Origin of the sequence: Azonexus hydrophilus DSM 23864, from assembly GCF_000429605.1 — a bacterium.
GTDB classification, from domain to species: domain Bacteria; phylum Pseudomonadota; class Gammaproteobacteria; order Burkholderiales; family Rhodocyclaceae; genus Azonexus; species Azonexus hydrophilus.
On sequence record NZ_AUCE01000012.1, the window covers coordinates 299844 to 319750 of the forward strand.

Below are 19907 nucleotides of genomic sequence, written 5' to 3' on the forward strand. Positions count from 1 at the left end.
AAACACCCCGTCTCAACTAGAATACCATCCGCTTTTATGTGCCCCCTTGGGTTCAGGGAGGTGGGCATTCCGTTTTTCATTAACGAGAGGTGGGTTCATGTCTGGAACACAAACCACATACAACGATAAGGTCGTACGGCAATTCGCCGTCATGACTGTCATCTGGGGCATCGTCGGCATGCTTGTCGGTGTCATTATTGCCGCCCAGCTTGTCTGGCCGGAGCTTAACTATGGACCGTGGCTGGCTTATGGCCGTCTGCGTCCGCTGCATACCAACGCGGTTATTTTTGCGTTTGGTGGCTGCGCTTTGTTTGCAACGTCTTACTGGTGCGTTCAGCGTACCAGTCACGCCCGCCTCTGGGGCGGCCCGCTGATCCCCTTCACCTTCTGGGGTTGGCAACTCGTCATCCTGCTGGCTGCGCTCTCGCTGCCGCTCGGCTTCACGACCGGCAAGGAATATGCCGAACTCGAGTGGCCGATCGACATCCTGATCACGCTGGTCTGGGTTTCCTATGGTCTGGTCTTCTTCGGCACCATCGCCAAGCGCACGGTTTCCCATATCTACGTGGCCAACTGGTTCTTCGGTTCGATGATCATCGCCGTTGCCCTGCTGCATCTGGTTAACAGCGCCGCCGTTCCGGTTTCGCTGACCCGTTCGTTCTCCGTCTATTCTGGCGTGCAGGACGCAATGATCCAGTGGTGGTACGGCCACAACGCCGTCGGCTTCTTCCTGACCGCAGGCTTCCTGGGCATGATGTACTACTTCGTGCCGAAGCAGGCTGGCCGTCCGGTGTATTCCTACCGTCTGTCGGTGGTGCACTTCTGGGCGCTGATCTTCACCTACATGTGGGCGGGTCCGCACCATCTGCACTACACCGCGCTGCCTGACTGGACCCAGTCCGTCGGTATGCTGTTCTCGCTGATCCTGCTGGCACCGTCCTGGGGTGGCATGATCAACGGCATCATGACCCTGTCGGGTGCCTGGCACAAACTGCGCGACGATCCCATCCTGAAGTTCCTGATCACCTCGCTGTCCTTCTACGGTATGTCCACGTTCGAAGGCCCGATGATGTCGATCAAGACCGTCAATGCCCTGTCGCACTACACCGACTGGACCGTTGGTCACGTGCACTCCGGTGCGCTTGGCTGGGTGGCCATGGTGTCGATCGGTTCGATGTACTACCTGCTGCCGCGTCTGTTCGGCAAGACCGAAATGTATAGCACCGCCCTGGTTACGGTTCACTTCTGGATCGCCACCATCGGTACCGTTCTGTACATCGCTTCGATGTGGATTGCCGGTGTGATGCAGGGCCTGATGTGGCGTGCAGTCAATGCCGACGGTACCCTGGCTTACAGCTTCGTCGAATCGGTCAAGGGTTCCTATCCGTTCTGGGCAATTCGTTGGCTCGGCGGCGTGCTGTTCCTGTCCGGTATGTTGATCATGGCTTACAACATGTTCAAGACCATGGCTGGTGGCAACACCAAGGATGCGCCGGTGATCGCTCCGGCTGCTCATCACGCCTGATTAGGGAGAGAAAACAATGTTGAAGCATGAGCAAATTGAGAAGAACGTAGGCCTGCTTTTCGTTCTGACCTTGTTTGTGGTGCTCTGGGGTGGGCTGCTGGAAATCGTGCCGCTCTTCTTCCAGAAGTCCACGACGACGCCGGTTGAAGGGGTCAAGCCCTACACGGCAGTCCAGTTGGCCGGTCGTGAAGTTTATCTGCGTGAGGGCTGCTACAACTGCCACTCGCAGATGATCCGTCCGTTCCGCGCCGAAACCGAGCGTTATGGCCACTACTCGGTGGCGGGTGAGTTTGTCTATGATCACCCGTTCCAGTGGGGTTCCAAGCGTACCGGTCCGGACCTGCATCGTGTCGGCGGTCGCTATTCCGACGAATGGCAGCGTGCCCACCTGATGAATCCGCGTGACGTTGTGCCGGAATCGAACATGCCCGCCTACGCATTCCTGGCCAGCACCAAGGCCAAGACCAGCGTGGCAGCTCAGATCGAGGACAAGATGGGCGTGATGCGCATGTACGCCAATATGCGCGGCATCCCGACGTACTCGGATGAGGAAATCAAGGCGGCCAAGGCTGACATCGGCGACATGACGGAAATGGATGTTCTCATCGCCTATCTCCAGGGCATGGGTACCGCATTGAGCGCCATGAAGTGATGGCCATGGACATCAACGATCTGCGTTCGCTTCTGACGGTTGCCGGTTTGGTCTGTTTTCTGGCAATCGTGTGGTGGGCATACGGCAAGAGCAGCAAGAAGGGGTTCGAAGAAGCTGCCAACCTGCCGTTCGCAGAAGGTGATGATGATGGTGCGGCGTCCCGTACGTCGCACCCGCGCTGAAATAAAGGAAAGCAAATGAGCGATTTCGTTAGCGATTTTTGGAACTTGTACGTCATCGTGATCGTGCTGGGCAGTATTCTGGCCTGCGCGGTTCTCCTGATCGTCCAGGGCAAGGCGACTTTCACGCCGGGCAAGACCATGGGTCACGTCTGGGATGAAACCCTTGAGGAATACAACAACCCGATGCCCAAGTGGTGGAGCTGGATGTTCGTGATCACCGTGGTGTTTGCGCTGGTCTATCTGGCGCTGTACCCGGGTCTGGGCAACTTCAAGGGCATGCTGGGGTGGACCTCCGGTGGTCAGCACGCTGCAGAAGTGGCCAAGGTGGATGCTCAGGTCAAGCCGCTGTACGACAAGTACATGGCCATGGACCTCAAGGCGGTTGCCGCAGACAAGCAGGCCATGGAAATGGGCAAGCGCCTGTACCTGACCTACTGTATGCAGTGTCACGGTGCTGATGCCCGCGGTGCCAAGGGCTTCCCGAACCTGACCGATGGCGACTGGCAGTGGGGTGGTGAGGCCGAACAGATCGTTGAAACCATTGCCAATGGCCGCATGGGCGTCATGCCCCCGCACGAAGCCCTGGGTGGTGAGACGATCAAGGATCTGGCCAACTATGTCCGTTCCCTGTCTGGTCTGCCGCATGACTCCGTTCGTGCCGGCAAGGGTGAAACGGCTTACACCGAAGCTGGCTGTATCGGTTGCCACGGTGCTGACGGTACCGGCATGCAGGCCCTCGGTGCGCCGAACCTGACCGACAAGGTCTGGTTGTACGGTTCTTCCGAAGCCACCATCATCGAGACGATCACCAATGGTCGTCAGAACAAGATGCCGGCCTGGAAGGAATTCCTGGGCGATGCCAAGGTGCATCTGCTGGCTGCCTACGTGACCAGCCTGGGTGGTAAGTAAGCGCGTTTGACAAAAAAGGGTGGCCACTGGCCACCCTTTTCTTGCGATGTCGAAGCGGTTTTATCAAAATTGCGTTGCCTGCAGCAGCGTAATTTTGATAAAGAGATAAGATGAAATTTGGCGACGAAAATACTCCGGAGGCAAAGCCTGCGGCAGAAGTGTCTTTTTACGAAAAGCACAAGAAGATTTATGTCCGCGATGTCCAGGGCTGGTGGACGACGTGGCGCTGGGTGTTCGTCTGGCTGACCCAAGCCATCTTCTACCTGACCCCCTGGTTGGTCTGGAATGATCGCCAAGCGGTCCTTTTCCATCTGGTCGAGCGCAAGTTCTATCTCTTCGGCCTGGTGTTGTGGCCGCAAGACGTGTTTTATCTGGCCGTCCTGCTGATTGTTTCCGCTTACGCGCTATTCCTGTTTACTGCCATCGCCGGGCGGCTGTTTTGTGGGTATGCCTGTCCGCAGACGGTCTATAGCGAAATCTTCATGTGGATCGAGAGTCGCATCGAAGGGGATCGTTCGGCTCGGATGAAACTGGACAAGGGACCGATGACGGCCAGGAAGTTCCGGCTGAAGGCGGTCAAGCACCTGTTGTGGATTGCCCTGTCGCTGTGGACCGGTTTCACCTTGGTCGCCTATTTCACGCCCATGCAGGAGTTGCTTGCCGCGCTGCCGTTCGGCCTGTCCGGCTGGGAGATGTTCTGGACGCTGTTCTACGCCGGTTTCTGCTACATGCAGGCGGGTTTCCTGCGCGAGCAGGTGTGCAAGTACATGTGTCCCTATGCCCGTTTCCAGGGCGTGATGTTCGATCCGGATACCCTGGTCATCACCTATGATCCGGAACGCGGTGAGCCGCGGGGCGCACGGAAGAAGGACGTCGATGCATCGGCGTTGGGCGACTGCGTGGATTGTGGTCTGTGCGTTGCCGTCTGCCCGACAGGAATCGACATCCGCAAGGGGATACAGTACGAGTGCATCGGCTGCGGTGCCTGTATCGACGCCTGTGACCCGGTCATGGACAAGATCGGCAAGCCGCATGGTCTGATCCGCTATACCACCGAGAATGCCCTGGAAAAGAAATTCGGCGCCTCGGAGGTGGTCGGTCACATTCTGCGTCCGCGTATCCTGTTGTACACCGGGATTCTCATCCTGATCTGCATTGCAACGGCGTGGTCGCTGGCGACCAGGGTACCCTTGATGGTCGATGTCATTCGTGATCGATCGACCTTGTCGCGGGAGGCCGACGATGGCTCGATCGAGAATGTGTATAACCTGAAGTTCATGAACACAACCGAACAGGCACAACGCTATAAAATCTCGGTTGATGGCCTGGCCGGCGTGCATCTGGCAGAAGAGCGCCCGGTCGAAGTCGGTAGTGCCGAAAATCTGGAGTTCACCGTGGTCGTTCGTGTTCCGCCGGAATCGGGCAAGAGCGGCGCGAACACCATTTATTTCAATATCCAGGCGGACGCGGACGAGAAAATTTCGGTTCGTGAAAAAGCCTCTTTCCTGATGCCCTGAGAGAACCATGAGTGCAACGATGACTTCTGATAGCAAACCCTGGTACAAGGAGCCGTGGCCGTGGATTCTGATGGCCGGCCCGGGGCTGGTGATCATCGCCGCGATCTTCACCATCTGGATCGCTGTGGTGAGTGCCGACGGTTTGGTAGCCGACGATTATTACAAGCAGGGGCTGGCGATGAACCAGCGACTGGAGCGCGATCACCAGGCTTCGCAACTGGGTCTGCATGCCGATGTGATGCGTGCCGGCCTGAATGTGCGCTTGTTGATCACGGCTAAGGAAAAGGTCGCCTTGCCGGAAGAGATCGTCTTGCGTCTGACGCATCCGACGATCGACGGCAGGGATCAGAAAGTAGCGTTGAAATCCGAAGGGGCGGGTTTCTACGGCGGGGTACTGGCTGAAGATGTGGCCGGTCGCTGGCATGTCACGCTTGAAGATCCTGCGGGCCAATGGCGTCTTCAAGGGGAGTGGCAGGCCGGCTTTGATGAGCCGCTGCGCCTGGATGCGAAAGCGGGTTGATTTTTTTGTTAGTGGGAGGTGTTTATGGCTTGGGAACTGTTGTTGACGAGTGATATCGGCTTGATGAGCCTGGGCGTGATTGTCGGCGTGGTGGTAATTGGCGCCGTCATGGGCAAGCTCTATTCGAGCAAGATGAACGAGGAACTGAGCGCCAAGGGTAAGTAATTCCCGGCATTCGGTAATGAACGATCCCCGCTGCTTCAAGGAGAGTAGCGGGGATTGTTTTTTTGGGGTGGGGAAGGCGCTAGCTTTGTCGCTGTTCCTGCATCTGCTGGTGTATTTTGGGCTGGATTTTCCCCGGTCGCAGCAGCCGGAAGGCAGCGGCAAGCTAAGTGCAGTGCTTGGCCATCAGTCGAAGCGCTTGCCACAGCATGCTGCAGATACGGCGCCGCAGGCACGTGTCCCCGGTCGCGCTCCGGTTCCCGTGGACAAGCTGCCAACTGGGCGCCCGGATGTGCGGGGGCATGCCCAAAGCGGCCCGGCAGAAATCGAACGAGGTCTTCAGGCAATACCTGCTGGCGAAGAATTGTCGGCATACCGACTGGCGCTGGGCAGGGCCTTCGGAAATTTGCTCGACGAAGCGTTGAGAAGTGCCGTGCCGCCGGGTGAATTGATTTTCCACATCGACTATCAGTCCGGGCTGGCGCCGCCATCCTTGCGCCTGTCGGGGGTGCTTGACCCGGTGATTGCCGCTCGCCTGCTGGCAGCAATGAGCGGTGCAGTTGCCACGACTCCCTTGCCTGCGGCCTGGCAATCCGGGCGCTATCAACTGGAGTTGCGAGCCCGGATTGTCGGCGCCTGAACCCGGTTCAAGGTTCCAGGCTGTGCTCGTGGAAGCCGAAACCGCCCTGTTGCCGGTCGGCCAGGTAGTGCTCCAGGCAGAGGCGTACGCTGCGAAAGGAGAGTTCCTCCCAGGGAATTTCTTCCGGGTGAAATAGCGCAACTTCCAGGCTTTCCTCGCCGGCGCTGTAAGACGATGAGGTCATCCGGCCGCGGTAAAACAGGTGCACCTGATTGATGTGGGCGATGCTGACCAGCGCGAAGGCGGCGTCGACGCTGACTTGTGCGCCAGCCTCTTCGAGTGTCTCGCGGCGAGCGGCCTCGCTGGTTGTCTCGCCGTTTTCCATGAAGCCGGCCGGTAGCGTCCAGTAACCCAGGCGGGGTTCGATGGCGCGCCGGCAAAGCAGTATCCTGTTTTCCCATTCGGCAATGCAGCCGACGATCATGCGCGGATTGTCGTAGTGAATATGCCCACAACTCGTGCATACTTGTCGCGCCAGATTGTCGCCGGCAGGGATGGTCAGGGAGGCAGCGCTGCCGCAGCGGGTGCAGTACGACATTCCGGAGGTGTTGGGAAACGGTGGACTTGCAGTCTATCACTGCCGATCCTCGCTGTAGCAGGTGGCAACTTCCTTTGCGCTTCCCGGAAGCCTGTGGCTACAATAGCGAAACACAATATAGATAGAACGACCTGTCGGTAACGCCTCAGGGGGCGCTAAAGGGGTTTCACATGTTTTTGATCGTCGGCTACGTCATCATCCTGGCTTCGGCATTGGGCACCTATGCCGTGCACGGCAGCTTGCTGGCGCTCTGGGTCCCGCTGGAATACATCGCCATCTTCGGCCTGACCGTCGGTAGTTTCGTCGCCGGCAACAACATCAAGGTGGTCAAGGCCACGGTGGCGGCCATCCCGGGCGCGCTCAAAGGCTCGCCTTACAACAAGGCCTACTACGTCGATGCGCTGGCACTATTGTTCGAAATCCTGTCCAAGGTGCGCAAGGAAGGCTTGATGTCGATTGAAAACGATGTCGAGAATCCCGAGGCCAGTCCGATTTTTTCCAAGTACCCGAATATCGTTTCCGATCACCATGTGCTCGATTTCATGACCGACTATCTGCGCATGATGGTTGGTGGCAACCTGAACACGGTCGAAATCGAAAGCTTGATGGATGTCGAACTGGAGACCCATCACCATGAACAGGCAGAACCGGCGCACGTCATTCAGAAGGTGGCCGACGGTGTGCCTGCTTTCGGTATCGTGGTCGCGGTCATGGGGGTGATCAACGTGATGGGCTCGGTCGGCGAGCCGCCGGCCGTGCTGGGCAAGATGATTGCGGGCGCGCTGGTCGGTACCTTCCTGGGTATCTACCTGGCCTATGGTTTCGTCGCGCCGATTGCCGGTCAGGTTGAGCAGAAAGCCAACGAATCCGGGGTGATCTACAAGACCATCAAGATGGTCCTGCTGGCTTCGATGTCGGGCTATGCGCCGCAGGTGGCCATCGAATTCGGGCGCAAGACGCTGGGGGCGCACGAGCGCCCGAGTTTCCGCGAACTCGAGGAAGAGCTCAAGGCCCGCAAGGGCAAGTAAGCAGCACATGCTGCCGACACAGAGCGAATATAGATGAGCGACGACTCCACCCGCCCGATTATCATCAAACGCAAGAAGGTCGTTGCCGGCGGTGCGCACGGTGGCGCCTGGAAAATTGCCTACGCCGACTTCGTGACGGCAATGATGGCCTTCTTCCTGCTGATGTGGCTGCTTGGCTCCACGTCCAAGGGCGATCTGCAGGGCATTGCCGATTATTTCCAGAACCCGATGAAGGTGTCGATGTCCGGCGGAGCGGGCTCGGGTGACGCAACAAGCATTCTCAAGGGCGGTGGCCAGGATCTGACCCGCCAGTCCGGCCAGGTCAAGAAGGGCGACGTCGAAGCCAAGCGCACGACTTTCTCCAAGGAAGCTCAGCTCGAATTCCGGCGTAAAGAGCAGGAGCGCCTGGAATTGCTGAAGGCAGACATCGAGAAGATGATCGAGCAGAGTCCGCAACTCGCCCAGTTCAAGAAACAACTCCTGCTGGACATCACTTCCGAAGGCTTGCGTATCCAGATCGTCGATGAACAGAATCGGCCGATGTTCGATTCCGGCGGCGATACGGTCAAGCCTTATACGCGGCAGTTGCTGCAGCAGATAGGTCTGGCCCTGAACGGTGTGTCCAACCGCATCAGTCTGGCCGGCCATACCGATGCGGCGCCCTTCGTTGGGGGTGTTGGCGGTTTCTCCAACTGGGAATTGTCGGCCAACCGGGCCAATGCCTCGCGGCGCGAGCTGGTTGCTGGCGGCATGGACGATCACAAGGTCTTGCGCGTCGTCGGTCTGGGTTCGACACTGTTGTTCGACAAGAACGACCCCTTGAATCCGGTCAACCGGCGGATCAGCATTGTTGTGTTGAATCAGCGGACCGAGCGGGCGATTCTGAACGAAGAGAATAATCCGGATGATGCCGACGGTGACGATATCGCACCGCCGGTGCTGCAGTTGCCAACGACCCCCAGCGGGCGCGCGGGTTAAGTCCGGACGCAAAGTATGAATACGCGGTTCCCGGGAAGGCCTGTCGCCGTCCGGGATGAATTTGAATTTCTGTAGAGAGATGAGGGAAAAATGGCCAAAACCATTCTTGCTGTTGATGATTCTGCCTCCATTCGCCAAATGGTTTCATTCACGTTGAAAAGTGCGGGTTATGAAGTGGTCGAGGCCGTCGACGGGCAGGATGGCCTGGACAAGGCCAAGTCGCGCAGCGTCAACCTGGTGTTGACCGATCAGAACATGCCGCGCATGGATGGCCTGACCCTGATCCGCAATCTTCGCGCCTTGCCGCAATACGCTTCGACGCCGATCCTGATGCTGACCACCGAGTCATCCGATGCGATGAAGTCGCAGGGACGCGCGGCGGGTGCCACCGGCTGGCTGGTCAAGCCTTTCGATCCGCAGAAGCTTATTGAAGTCGTGCGCAAGGTGATTGGCTGAGAGGTTCTGGCTCGTCCGGGAAGCATGCCCGGATGCATCCGTTTCCGGCCGCCGGTTCGATCGCGGTCGTCTGAGGAGAAAGCATGTCAATTGACATGAGTCAGTTTTACCAGGTCTTCTTCGAGGAATCGGAGGAGCATCTGGCTGCGATGGAATCCCTGTTGCTCGATCTGGATATCGACAATCCGGATCTGGAGCAACTGAACGCCATCTTCCGGGCCGCCCATTCGATCAAGGGAAGCGCAGGCACGTTCGGCTTCACCGATCTTGCCGAAACCACGCATATCCTGGAAAACCTGCTGGACCGTATCCGCAAGGCGGAGTTGCCGCTGCGCGCCGAGATGGTCGATGCCTTTCTTGAAGCCGGCGATGTGCTGCGCAGCATGCTCGAAGCCCATCAGGGGCGCGGCACGGTTGATCCCGAGCTGGTAACGCAGATTTGCGGCCGTTTGCGCCAGCTCTCCGATGCGCCTGCGCCGGCCGCTGCATCCTCGCCGGAGGTGGCGCCGGTTGCGCCTGCCGATGACGAAGTTGCGGTCAGGATTCCCGAGGAAACCGGGCGACGGCTGTTCGACATCCAGTTCGTACCCACCGAAATTGCTGTCCAGGGCGTTGGCCTGGACAATCTGCTTGACGAATTGCGCTCGTTGGGTGAGTTGGTCATTGTCAGCCGCAGCGAAGCCGGCGATGAAAGCGCCGCTTACTGGGAATTGCGCCTGCTGACTGACAAGCCGCAGGAGGCTTTTGTCGACCAGATCGATTTCATCGCCGAGAACGGCGCCTGGCGCATCACCGAAGATACTGCGGTGGCGGCCGATGGCTCGACGGCTTTCGGTTTTTTCCCCGATTCTCCGGGGCTGCCGGACGAGGCGCGCGGCTACGGCCTGTACGCGAATGCCGCCAAGGAAGAAGAGGCCTATGGTTTCTTCGAGCCCTTGCCGACCACGACGGTCGAGGATGAAGCTTACGGGTTCTTCGAGCCGCTGCCGACGGTAGCCACGGAGAAGAAGGACGACGACGCCGGCTACGGCTTTTTCGAACCGCTGCCGGTCGCTGCACCGGCACCGGCTGAACCGCCTGTGGCCATGGCCGAAGAGGGCGATGGCTTCGGTTTCTTCGCGCCGCTGACGCCGCCCGCACCAGTCGCGCCGCTGGTCGAGGTGGTCGCGCCCAAGCCTGTCCCGGCCCGTGCCGAGCGGCAAGCCAAGGCACCCGTCAGTGCGTCGGCGGACTCCTCGATCCGCGTCAGCATCGAAAAGGTCGATCAGTTGATCAATCTGGTCGGCGAACTGGTGATCACCCAGGCGATGCTGCTGCAGACCTCGGCCCAGATGCAGGATGCTGCACCGGAGCGGCTGCTCAACGGGCTCACGCAACTGGAACGCAATACCCGCGACCTCCAGGAATCGGTGATGTCGATCCGGATGATGCCGATTTCCTTTGTCTTCTCGCGTTTCCCGCGGGTGGTTCGCGATCTGTCGGCCAAGCTCGGCAAGCAGGTCGAACTGAAGACGCTGGGTGAGACGACGGAACTGGACAAGAGCCTGATCGAGCGCATCACTGATCCGCTGACCCACTTGATCCGCAACAGTCTGGATCATGGCATCGAGTCGCCGGAAAAACGCATTGCCGCCGGCAAGAGCCCGACCGGGACGATTACGCTGAAGGCCTATCATCAGGGCGGCAACATCGTCATCGAAGTCGGTGACGACGGTGCCGGCCTGCCGCGTGACAAGATCCTGCAGAAGGCGCGCGAGCGCGGCTTGCCGGTTTCCGATCAGATGAGCGATCAGGAGGTGTTCAACCTGATCTTCGAAGCCGGCTTCTCGACTGCCGATCAAGTCACCGATGTCTCGGGGCGCGGGGTCGGCATGGACGTTGTCCGCCGCAACATCCAGTCCATGGGCGGCCGTGTGGAAATCGACTCGATGCTCGGGATCGGTACCCGGATGACGGTCCGTCTGCCGCTGACCCTGGCCATTCTCGACGGTATGTCGGTGGCGGTCGGCGACCAGATTTACATCCTGCCGCTGTCGTATGTCCTGGAATCGCTGCAGCCGTCGCCCGGTGACATCAAGACACTCTCCAACCAGGCACGGGTGGTCCAGGTGCGCGGCGAATACCTGCCGGTGGTCGTGCTGCACGAAATGTTCAATCTCAAGTCGGCGTGGACCGATTTCACCCAGGGGATCATGGTCGTACTCGATGCCGACGGCGCGCGCGTTGCCCTGTTCGTCGACGCCTTGCTCGGCCAGCACCAGGTCGTGATCAAGAGCCTGGAAGCCAATTACCGCAAGGTGCCGGGTGTCTCCGGCGCGACCATCATGGGCGATGGTCATGTGGCTTTGATTCTCGATGTATCGGCCATCGCTGCGATGGCCAGGACAAGCATGCAGAAGGCCGGGTGACCGGCAGATGAGGAGTTGATGATGGAAGCCATGATTTCCGCAGGGGCGGCTGCCGGCGATGAAGCGCTGGTTGCCAGCGAGTTCCTGACCTTTACGCTGGGCAGCGAGGAGTACGCCATTGATATCCTGAAGGTTCAGGAAATCCGTGGTTACGAGACGCCGACGCTGATTGCCAACGCACCGTCCTTCATCAAGGGCGTGATCAACCTGCGCGGCATCATCGTTCCCATCGTCGATCTGCGCATCAAGTTCCGCTTGGGCAAGGTCGAGTACACCCCGTTTACCGTGGTCATCATCCTCAACATCGCCGGGCGGGTCATCGGTGTCGTCGTCGATAGCGTCTCCGACGTGCTCTCGCTGACGCCTGCGCAAATCCGCCAGGCACCAGACTTCTCGGGCAGTTTTGATACCAAGTACATCGTCGGTCTGGCCAGTATCGAAGCGCGGATGCTGATCGTGACCGACATCGAACGCCTGATGACCAGCGCCGACATGGAGTTGATCGAGGCGGCTGCCGAGTGAACGGACGTTCCGGGAGAACGAAATGTTGAATGTGCGCAATTTCAGGATAGGCAGCCGGCTGATCGCCACCACGCTTGGCGCACTGGCGCTGATGATCGCTTTCGTCGTGATTGCGCTGGTCAGTCTTGGCCTGATCGGTGACAAGGTGCAGACCATCGCCGTCGATAACAATCAGGGCATGGAGCTGGCCCATGAAATGCAGGGCTATCTCGGCAACATCGGCCTGCACGCACGCAATGCCCTGCTCTATGAAGAAATCAGCCGGCAGCGCGAGGAACAGCAGGGCGTCGACCTGGCGATCCAGCGTTACCAGGCCAATGAACGGCAACTGGCCGACATGGTTCTGACCTCCGAGGCCAGGACGCAACTGGGGGAATTGTCGGCCTTGCGCCAAGCTGCGGAGACTCGTCTCGCACGTTTGTTCGTTCTCGTCGGCGAGGGCAATCGACCCGATATCGAAGCGCATTTCGTTGATGAACTGACGCCCGCCATGCGTGCCTGGCAGGATGCCATCGGCCAGTTGGTGACGCGCCAGAAGGCGGCCAATGCCCTGGCGCTTGAGGAAGTTGCGGAGATCCGCACGACGGTCGAACGCATCCTGTTCGGACTGATCGGATTCGCCGTTCTGGTGATGATTCCCTCTGGTATCTGGGTGACGCGGGCGATCACCAATCCCCTGTCGTCGGCGGTGGCGGTGGCCGAGTCGGTGGCCGGGGGCAATTTCGACAACCGGATCGACGCCGAAGGGCGGGACGAGCCGGCGCATCTGCTGCAGACCTTGGCACGCATGCAATCTGATCTCAAAGCGCGTACCGCCAGCGAGCGTCAGGTGGCCGCCGAAACCTTGCGTATCAAGGTGGCGCTCGATGTCGGTTCCAATTGCGTCATGCTGGCCGACCCCGATGGCCGGGTCATCTACTGCAACGATGCCCTGCTGGATATGATGCAGCGCGCCGAAGCCGATATCCGTCAGCAATTGCCGGGCTTTCAGGCCGCCGCGCTGAATGGTGGGACGTTCCGTATCGAGGCACTGAATCCGGCGTTCCAGTCGGACCGCCTGGCTGCCTTGAGCGAGCCGCAGCGCAGTCAGATCAAGCTGGCCTCGCGCACTTTTGCCCTGGTGGCCACGCCGGTGGTCGGCGAAGCCAACAGCCGCCTGGGTACCGTCGTCGAGTGGCTCGATCGCACCGGCGAGGTGGCCATCGAACAGGAAATCAGTAACATCATCGACGCTGCCGTTGCCGGTGATTTCTCGCATCGCATCTTGCCCGCCGACAAGCAGGGTTTCTTCCTCAAGCTGAGCACTGGCATCAATAGCCTGCTTGACGCCAACAGCCGGGCACTGGAAGAGATTGGCCGGATGCTGTCACGCCTGGCCGCTGGCGATCTGACCGAGAAGATCGACACGCCTTATCAGGGGCTGCTGGCCAAGGTCAGAGACGATGCCAATGGCACAGTCGACAACCTGCGCGAGATCGTTCTCTCGATCAAGCAGTCCACCGATTCGATCAATACCGCGGCCAAGGAAATTGCCCAGGGCAATCAGGACTTGTCCGGGCGGACCGAGCAGCAGGCGTCCAGCCTTGAGGAAACGGCGTCGAGCATGGAGCAGCTGACCGGCACCGTGCACCAGAATGCGGAAAATGCTCGCCGGGCCAACGAACTGGCCGATACCGCGCAGCGGGTTGCCGAGCAGGGCGGGGCCGTTGTCGGCCAGGTAGTGACGACGATGAGTGCCATTCAGCAATCCAGTCGCCGTATCGCCGACATCATCGGCGTCATCGACGGGATTGCCTTCCAGACCAACATCCTGGCCCTGAATGCGGCCGTTGAAGCGGCCCGGGCCGGCGAGCAGGGGCGGGGGTTTGCCGTGGTTGCTACCGAGGTGCGCAACCTTGCGCAGCGCAGCGCGGCGGCGGCCAAGGAAATCAAGGCTCTGATCGGCGACTCCGTCGATAAGGTAGCGGTTGGGAACCGCCTGGTCGAAACTGCGGGAACGACCATGGCCGAGGTCGTTTCCAGCATCCAGAATGTCGCTCGCCTGATGAGCGACATCTCGGCGGCCAGCCGCGAGCAGAGTTCCGGCATCGAGCAGGTCGGGCGCGCCATCAACCAGATGGACGAAGTCACCCAGCAAAATGCCGCCCTGGTCGAAGAAGCCGCGGCAGCGGCCGAAAGCCTGCAGGAACAGGCGCATCGCCTGGCGCAGGCGGTGGCGGCCTTCAGCCTGTCGCCGACCGGCGAGATACCCGCACCCGTTGCTGCCAGGCGGCCGGCTGCCTTGCCGGATCGCCGGCCGGTGCCAGGCAAGGTCGCGGCGCCGCTGCTGACGGAAAAGAAACCACAAACACTAGCGATGGGGCGTGTTCCCGTCATGTCTGCCCGTGAAGACGGCTGGGCAGAGTTTTAACCTGGAAGGAAAAGGGCAGATTCATGCGTAACAACCAGCCTGTGACCCAGAACGAAATCCCCCTGACGGCGGACAGCCTGATCGTCTCCAAGACCGATCTCAAAGGCCTGATTACCTACGTCAACAAGGATTTTCTCGATATCAGCGGTTTCACCGAGGATGAGCTGATCGGTCAGCCGCACAACATCGTGCGCCATCCGGACATGCCGACCGAAGCCTACGCCGATCTCTGGCGCGATCTCAAGGAAGGCCGGCCGTGGACTGGTCTGGTCAAGAATCGCTGCAAGAACGGCGATTTCTACTGGGTGCTGGCGACCGCCACCCCGATCCGGGAAAACGATCAGATCGTCGGCTACATGTCGGTACGCCGGCAACCGACCCGGCAACAGATCGAAGCCGCCGAGGCCGCCTATCGCCTGTTCCGCGAAAACCGGGCCGGCGGGTTGCGCATCCGTCACGGGGCGGTGGTCAACGGCGGGGCAGGATTGTTCGCCGGCTGGTCTTTACGCCAGAAGCTGTTCGCCGGATTCTCGACCCTGCTGCTGGCCAGCGTCCTCATCGCTGCACTGGGTATCTGGGGTATCGGCAAGGTGCGCGACAATGCCGTAGCGCTGAACGATGATGGCATCAAGCCGACGCAGGCGCTGGCGGTGATCGGTCGCCTGATGGCGGAGAACCGCAGCCAGGTGCTGCTGACCCTGCAGCACGATCCGGAAGGGCGTTACGCCGCGCTGCACGATCACGACCTCAGTTTCCATACCAAGCAGATCGATGCCAATCTGGCCGAGGTCGATCGTCAATGGACCTTGTTCAACCAGAACCCGCATTCGCCAGAGCAGCAGCAACTGGCCAACGAGTTCCAGGTGGCGCGGACGTCCTATGTGCAGGAGGGCTTGTTGCCGGCCAAGCAGGCGCTGCTGGAAGGTCGTTTCGACGATGCGAACATGATTCTGTTGAAGAAGATCAATCCGACCTACACCGCCGCCGCGGCCAAGGCCGAAGCCCTGTTCCGGGCTCAGGCCGAGGAGGCGCAGCAACTGGTCAGCGAAGGTGAGGCACTCTATCGCTCGCAACTGACTTGGGCGGCTGCCATCGTGTTGCTGGCGTTGGCAATCGGTCTGTGGATCGCGATGGCCATCACCCGCTCGATCACCGGGCCGATCCAGGAAATCATCGCGACCTTCCGTTCGCTGGCCAATGGCGATTTCACCCGCAATGTCGACGTCTCGCGCAACGACGAGATGGGCAAGATCCTGCAGGGGCTGCAGTCGATGCAGATCCAGCAGGGCTTCAACGTGGCCGAGGCCAAGCGCATTGCCAACGACAACCTGCGCATCCGTATCGCCCTGGATTGCGTGAATTCCAATCTGCGCATTGCCGACGACGACGGTCTGGTGCTGTACGCCAACAAGGGCTTGCAATCGACGCTGCGCAAGATAGAACCGGCATTGCGCGAGCAGATTCCGGGGTTTGCCGTCGATCGTTTCGTCGGCAGCAATATCGGTGGTTTCTACGCCGACCCGCAGGCTGCCCTGAAAACCTTGCGCGAATTGCGCGACACCCGCCTGACCGAGATGGAAATCGGCGGTCGCATCTTCAACGTGGTCACCAATCCGATCATCAACGAGCGCGGCGAGCGTCTCGGCACGGTCGGTGAATGGCAGGACCGGACGGCCGAGATCACCGCCCAGCGCCTGGTTGCCGACCTGATCAAGAAAGCCTCCAACGGCGACCTCGATGCCCGGCTCGATGCCGAATCGCTGGAAGGTTTCTACCGCGAACTCGGCAAGGGGATCAACAGCCTGCTGGAGACCACCGCTTCGGCGATCGGCGAGATTGCCGACCTGCTGTCGCGGATCGCTGCCGGCGATCTGGTGCACACGGTGGAAACCGATTACCAGGGCACTTTCGGCCGTTTGAAGACCGATGCCAACCAGACGGTGCTGCGTCTGCGCGAACTGGTGGGCGGGATCCAGTCGTCGGCCGAAATGATCAATGTGGCAGCCAAGGAAATCGCCTCCGGCAACCAGGACCTGTCGTCGCGTACCGAGGAGCAGGCCAGCAGCCTGGAGGAAACCGCGTCGAGCATGGAAGAGCTGACGGCGACGGTCAAGCAGAACGCCGAAAACGCCCGCCAGGCCAACGAACTGGCCGGTAGCGCGCAGCGCGTGGCCGAGCAGGGGGGCGATGTGGTCGGCCAGGTGGTTGAAACCATGGGCTCCATCCATCAGGCCAGCGCCAAGATCGCCGACATCATCAGCGTCATCGACGGCATTGCCTTCCAGACCAACATCCTGGCGCTCAATGCGGCAGTTGAAGCGGCCCGGGCGGGCGAGCAGGGCCGCGGCTTTGCCGTGGTGGCCACCGAAGTACGCAACCTGGCTCAGCGCAGTGCGGCTGCGGCCAAGGAAATCAAGGGCTTGATCTCGGACTCGGTCGGTCGCGTCGAGGTGGGCAGCAAGCTGGTCAACCAGGCCGGTACGACGATGACCGAAATCATGAGCAGCATCAAGCGCGTGGCCCGGATCGTCACCGATATTGCCGAAGCCAGCCGCGAGCAGAGCGCCGGCATCGAGCAGGTCAGTCTGGCGGTCAGCCAGATGGACGAAGTGACGCAGCAGAATGCCGCTTTGGTCGAGGAAGCTGCCGCCGCAGCCGAAAGCCTGGAAGAGCAGGCCGAGTCCATGGCTCGGGCCGTCGCGGTTTTCAAACTGGCCGAATCGCGGAAGCCCGGCCTGCCGCCGCCGTCCGCGCCGGCCATCGAGCGTCGGCCTGCGTCGTCGCAGCCGCGCGAGAAGATGCGCAGCCTGCCGGCCAGTCTCGACGATGAGTGGGAGGAGTTCTGATATGGCCCTTGATCCGAAACGGCCCCTCGCCACCCCGGCCAGCCTGCGTACCGAGTTGGGCAAGACCTTGCCGGTCCGGGAGTCGGCAAGCCGCGAATTCTCCTTCTCCGATACCGACTTCGAACGGGTGCGCAAGTTGATCTATCAGCACGCCGGGATTTCGCTGTCGCCGGTGAAGAAGGACATGGTCTACTCGCGTCTGGCGCGTCGTTTGCGCGCCCTGAACAAGGCGACCTTCGGTGAATATCTCGACGCCCTGGAGCGTAACGGCGGTGATGAGTGGGAGCGCTTCGTCAATTCCCTGACCACCAATCTCACCTCGTTCTTCCGCGAGCCGCACCATTTCCCCATTCTTGCCGAGCATCTGCGCAAGTTGGGCAACCGGCGGCCGGTCCGCATCTGGTGTTCGGCGGCGTCGACCGGCGAAGAGCCCTACTCGATCGCCATGACGGTTGCCGAAACTTTCGGTACGGAAGTGTCGCATGTCAGCATTGTCGCTTCCGACCTCGATACCAACGTGCTGGCGACGGCCCAGAAGGGCGTGTATGGCATGGATCGTCTGGAAAAGATGTCACCGGAGCGACTGCGCCGCTTTTTCCTGCGCGGCACCGGTGCCCAGGATGGCTTCGCTGCCGTGCGGCCGGAGTTGAAGCGATTGATCGAGTTTCGCCGGGTCAACCTGCTCGACGCCAGCTATAGCGTCAAGGGGCCGCTGGATGTCATTTTCTGTCGCAATGTGATGATTTATTTCGACAAGCCGACGCAGTACAAGATCCTGTCCCGTTTTGCCCCGATGATGCAACCGGATGGCCTGATGTTCGCCGGGCATTCGGAAAGCTTCCTGCATGCCGCCGACCTGTTCCGTTCCCTGGGCAAGACGGTGTACGCCCTGGCCGGATCGCGCTGAAAAGGAAACGCGTGCAGCACGCCTACGACGAAAATCTGGCAACCAACCGCTATTTTGACCGGCATTTTGAAACTGATGCCGCCAAGATACTGCCGGGGGAGTATTTCGTTTCCGATCAAGGAATGCTCTTGGTCACCGTCCTCGGCTCCTGTGTTGCCGCCTGTGTCCGCGATGTCGATGCCGGTATCGGCGGCATGAACCATTTCATGCTGCCCGACGATGGCGGGCGACGTGAAACGGTTGCCACTTCGGCGCGCTATGGCTCCTACGCGATGGAAGTACTGATCAACCACCTGCTCAAGATGGGGGCCCGCCGCAGCCGTCTGGAGGCCAAGGTGTTCGGTGGTGGTGCGGTGATGGCCAGCCTGGCCAGCAGCAATGTCGGCGTGCGTAACGCCGAATTTGTGCTCGATTACCTGAAAACGGAAAAGATTCCGATCGTGGCCAAGGATCTGCTCGATTCCTACCCGCGCAAAGTCTATTTCTTCTCACAGACTGGCCGGGTGCTGGTCAAGAAGTTGCACCGCGTTCATAACGAAACCCTGTTCAGTCGCGAACGTGATTACAAGGCCAGGCTGTCCGGTGATCCGATGGCTGGCGATGTGGAGTTGTTCATTTGATGGCGACCAAGACCCGTGTCCTGATTGTTGATGATTCCGCCCTGATGCGCGGATTGCTGACAACGATGATCAATGCTGCGCCCGATCTCGAAGTCGTCGGTGCTGCCCAGGACGCCCAGACAGCGCGGGATCTGATCAAGACCCTGAACCCGGATGTGCTGACACTGGACGTGCACATGCCGGGCATGGACGGGATTGAGTTCCTCGAACGCCTGATGCGGCTGCGGCCGATGCCGGTGGTCATGGTTTCCTCCTACACCGGTGCAACCTCGGAAACCACGCTCAAGGCACTTGAACTGGGGGCGGTGGACTTCATTGGCAAACCGCGTGCCGATAGCGCGCATTCAATGGGAAACTATGCTGAAGAACTGGTCGAGAAGATTCGCGCGGCAAGGCACGCGCGTGTGCGCGGGCGTCACCTCGTCGCCACCACTGCTGCGACGAAAGGAGGGCGTTCAATGTCCGTAGCGGCCGCATCTCCCGCGCCATCGACTGGCTCAGGGGGCGGCAAGATCATCTTTCTTGGAGCGTCGACCGGCGGTACCGAGGCGATCAAGGAGTTTCTGACAGGTATTCCTGCGAATTGCCCGCCGATCATGATCGTCCAGCACATGCCCGAGACGTTCACCGCCTCCTTTGCCAAGCGGCTAGACGGGCTGTGCGCACCCACGGTGGTCGAGGCCCGGGGCAACGAGCGCCTGGAGTCGGGGACGGTTTATATAGCGCCGGGGCACTCGCACATGATGATCCGCCGCGGCAGCAATGGTTTCCAAACGGAATTGTCGGCCGCCGACCCGGTGAATCGGCATCGTCCATCGGTAGATGTCCTGTTCGACTCGGCGGCCCAGCTGGTTGGTCGGCAAGCTGTCGGCGTCATCCTGACCGGGATGGGCAAGGATGGTGCCCAGGGTTTGTTGCGCATGCGCCAGGCCGGCGCCCGCACCTTCGGTCAGGATGAAGCCAGTTGCGTGGTTTATGGCATGCCGAGAGAGGCCTTTCTGATCGGTGCCGTCGAGGAGCAATGCGCGCTCGACGACATGGCGCGCAGGGTGATGGCGGTGGTACGGTAATATTTCCGGGCAGGGCT

General features: G+C 60.3%; 19 protein-coding genes. 18 read left to right on the plus strand and 1 reads right to left on the minus strand.

Translation table 11 applies throughout. The features are described 5' to 3' along the window. Window positions 1–97: 97 nt before the first annotated feature. From ccoN to G471_RS0105600, 8 genes are all read left to right on the plus strand, one after another. Window positions 98–1525 (plus strand): cytochrome-c oxidase, cbb3-type subunit I, encoded by a 1428-nt coding sequence (ccoN, locus tag G471_RS0105565; protein ID WP_028994469.1) that lies wholly within the window; start codon window positions 98–100, stop codon window positions 1523–1525. Window positions 1526–1541: 16 nt separating this feature from the next. After that, window positions 1542–2177 carry a cytochrome-c oxidase, cbb3-type subunit II gene (gene ccoO / locus G471_RS0105570; RefSeq protein WP_028994470.1) on the plus strand — a complete coding sequence of 212 codons (636 nt, stop codon included), beginning with the start codon at window positions 1542–1544 and terminating at the stop codon, window positions 2175–2177. A 5-nt stretch (window positions 2178–2182) separates the two neighbouring features. Next, the gene (locus tag G471_RS0105575; protein ID WP_028994471.1) at window positions 2183–2359 is read left to right on the plus strand and encodes a CcoQ/FixQ family Cbb3-type cytochrome c oxidase assembly chaperone; all 177 of its coding nucleotides are present in this window, start codon (window positions 2183–2185) and stop codon (window positions 2357–2359) included. Between the two features lie 15 nt (window positions 2360–2374). Then, complete coding sequence (gene ccoP / locus G471_RS0105580; RefSeq protein ID WP_028994472.1) at window positions 2375–3268, plus strand: cytochrome-c oxidase, cbb3-type subunit III; 894 nt, start codon at window positions 2375–2377, stop codon at window positions 3266–3268. 110 nt (window positions 3269–3378) lie between these two features. After that, on the plus strand, window positions 3379–4785 hold the full coding sequence (gene ccoG / locus G471_RS0105585; RefSeq protein WP_028994473.1) for a cytochrome c oxidase accessory protein CcoG: 1407 nt from the start codon (window positions 3379–3381) through the stop codon (window positions 4783–4785). Window positions 4786–4792: 7 nt separating this feature from the next. Next, the gene (locus tag G471_RS0105590; RefSeq protein ID WP_051295300.1) at window positions 4793–5305 is read left to right on the plus strand and encodes a FixH family protein; all 513 of its coding nucleotides are present in this window, start codon (window positions 4793–4795) and stop codon (window positions 5303–5305) included. Window positions 5306–5347: 42 nt separating this feature from the next. After that, window positions 5348–5470 (plus strand): DUF3149 domain-containing protein, encoded by a 123-nt coding sequence (locus tag G471_RS18645; RefSeq protein ID WP_245580507.1) that lies wholly within the window; start codon window positions 5348–5350, stop codon window positions 5468–5470. 16 nt (window positions 5471–5486) lie between these two features. After that, window positions 5487–6107, plus strand: coding sequence for a hypothetical protein (locus G471_RS0105600; protein ID WP_028994475.1), 621 nt, complete (start codon window positions 5487–5489; stop codon window positions 6105–6107). A gap of 7 nt (window positions 6108–6114) precedes the next feature. Here the strand turns inward: G471_RS0105600 and G471_RS0105605 are convergent, their stop codons facing one another. Continuing rightward, a complete protein-coding gene (locus G471_RS0105605; protein WP_028994476.1) occupies window positions 6115–6645 on the minus strand; it encodes an NUDIX hydrolase in 531 nt (176 codons plus the stop codon). A gap of 170 nt (window positions 6646–6815) precedes the next feature. Between G471_RS0105605 and motA the strand changes: the two genes are divergently transcribed. The 10 genes from motA (at window position 6816) to G471_RS0105655 (ending at window position 19890) form a co-directional block, all read left to right on the plus strand. Beyond that, window positions 6816–7673 (plus strand): flagellar motor stator protein MotA, encoded by an 858-nt coding sequence (gene motA / locus G471_RS0105610; protein WP_028994477.1) that lies wholly within the window; start codon window positions 6816–6818, stop codon window positions 7671–7673. A gap of 33 nt (window positions 7674–7706) precedes the next feature. Next, window positions 7707–8651 carry a flagellar motor protein MotB gene (gene motB, locus G471_RS16790; protein ID WP_043420917.1) on the plus strand — a complete coding sequence of 315 codons (945 nt, stop codon included), beginning with the start codon at window positions 7707–7709 and terminating at the stop codon, window positions 8649–8651. Between the two features lie 90 nt (window positions 8652–8741). Then, entirely contained in the window at window positions 8742–9107 is a 366-nt protein-coding gene (locus G471_RS0105620) for a response regulator (protein WP_028994478.1), read from the plus strand. An 83-nt stretch (window positions 9108–9190) separates the two neighbouring features. After that, on the plus strand, window positions 9191–11515 hold the full coding sequence (cheA, locus tag G471_RS0105625) for a chemotaxis protein CheA (protein ID WP_028994479.1): 2325 nt from the start codon (window positions 9191–9193) through the stop codon (window positions 11513–11515). Window positions 11516–11533: 18 nt separating this feature from the next. Beyond that, window positions 11534–12037: a chemotaxis protein CheW gene (locus tag G471_RS0105630; RefSeq protein WP_425387147.1), complete on the plus strand. Its 504-nt coding sequence runs from the start codon at window positions 11534–11536 to the stop codon at window positions 12035–12037. A gap of 22 nt (window positions 12038–12059) precedes the next feature. Further along, on the plus strand, window positions 12060–14447 hold the full coding sequence (locus tag G471_RS19595) for a methyl-accepting chemotaxis protein (protein ID WP_051295301.1): 2388 nt from the start codon (window positions 12060–12062) through the stop codon (window positions 14445–14447). A gap of 23 nt (window positions 14448–14470) precedes the next feature. Beyond that, complete coding sequence (locus G471_RS19565; RefSeq protein WP_028994481.1) at window positions 14471–17293, plus strand: methyl-accepting chemotaxis protein; 2823 nt, start codon at window positions 14471–14473, stop codon at window positions 17291–17293. A gap of 1 nt (window position 17294) precedes the next feature. Further along, the gene (locus G471_RS0105645) at window positions 17295–18200 is read left to right on the plus strand and encodes a CheR family methyltransferase (RefSeq protein ID WP_081700117.1); all 906 of its coding nucleotides are present in this window, start codon (window positions 17295–17297) and stop codon (window positions 18198–18200) included. A gap of 11 nt (window positions 18201–18211) precedes the next feature. Continuing rightward, on the plus strand, window positions 18212–18820 hold the full coding sequence (gene cheD / locus G471_RS0105650; RefSeq protein ID WP_028994483.1) for a chemoreceptor glutamine deamidase CheD: 609 nt from the start codon (window positions 18212–18214) through the stop codon (window positions 18818–18820). Further along, entirely contained in the window at window positions 18820–19890 is a 1071-nt protein-coding gene (locus G471_RS0105655) for a protein-glutamate methylesterase/protein-glutamine glutaminase (protein ID WP_028994484.1), read from the plus strand. The genes cheD and G471_RS0105655 overlap by 1 nt, the downstream gene beginning before the upstream one ends. Window positions 19891–19907: the final 17 nt, after the last annotated feature.